The sequence below is a fragment of the Oleiphilus sp. HI0061 genome, assembly GCF_001635675.1.
Genome location: NZ_LWFE01001495.1, coordinates 1 through 1,020 on the forward strand (window position 1 = coordinate 1; position 1,020 = coordinate 1,020).

Here is a 1,020-nt window from a genome sequence, read left to right on the forward strand (position 1 = left end):
CCAGAGTCTAGGAGTAGGCCGGAATTTGTTTCCAGCGCAAAGATATAGACTCGAGGGCCATCTGCACGTTCCTCATGAACCGTAAGGATAGTGGCTTCAAAGCTCTCGCTGGTTTTATCCACTAGGTCTTTGAGTTGATTCATGTAGAGAAGGCTTAGCTTCTCGAAGCTGATTTTTCCATCCAGTTGCTCTTTCAACCAGTTTTGATAGGGGGCACTACTATAGTCTTCATCAAATTGACCGTGGAATTTACCTGCTTTGAATTGAAAGACTTTTTTAAGTTGACTGAAGAGTCCTTCATGATCTGCAGTGACGTCAGGTGCCTGCTCACAGAGTTGAATTTCTGAAGGTTGATCTTCTTGCCAGCGAGTAATCTTATGAAAAACTAGCGAAGTAATAGCCATGGATTGAGTTCTCTCTGTGTCCAATGAAATAAGGGGCTACGAAGTAAATCGTAGCCCCTGTCTTTGGGTTAGGCTTACTGAGATGAGTATCTCAGTGAATCAAATTTAGCTAAGCCCTTTTACCTGTTCAGGAATATCTACGTCAGATGTTGCTGATAGTACGGTATCTGCAATATCTGAACTGCCTTCCAATGAGGTAATTGCAATTAAGCCTGCTTCTTTAGCTGCCTTAGCAATCAAGAGTTTATCTGCATCGTTGTCGGCCATGTGAGAGGTGATCAACAGGCAAGTTCGACCCTGATTGAACAGCTTACGCTCAGCGGCTTGAGCGAGTACATCACCCGCTTCACCTGAGCAAGCAATAATCGAGGCTACCTGGTGATCTAAACGCGCTGCACGCTCTGCTTCGCTAACAGGTTCCCACTGTGCGCTAGTATCTTCAGCGGCTTCAACGATCATGCCTGCGCCAACCGTTACGTTGGTTAGACGGTCGATAATAATGAAGGCGCCCGTTGCTTTGTTTTCACCATATGGGTCAAACGCAAGTGTCTGGTTTGCATGGATCGTACACAATGCAATACTGTTAAGCTCTAGTTCGCTGGCATCCTTTTTCTCA

General features: G+C 45.5%; 1 protein-coding gene and 1 pseudogene. Both read right to left on the reverse strand.

Translation table 11 applies throughout. The annotated features are described in order from the left end of the window. Positions 1-404, reverse strand: a 404-nt coding sequence (locus tag A3735_RS23320) for a nucleoid-associated protein (protein ID WP_156499860.1), incomplete at its 3' end; no start/stop codon positions are given. A gap of 105 nt (positions 405-509) precedes the next feature. Then, a pseudogene (locus A3735_RS31305) lies at positions 510-1,020 on the reverse strand (sulfate adenylyltransferase subunit CysN); the annotation flags it as partial.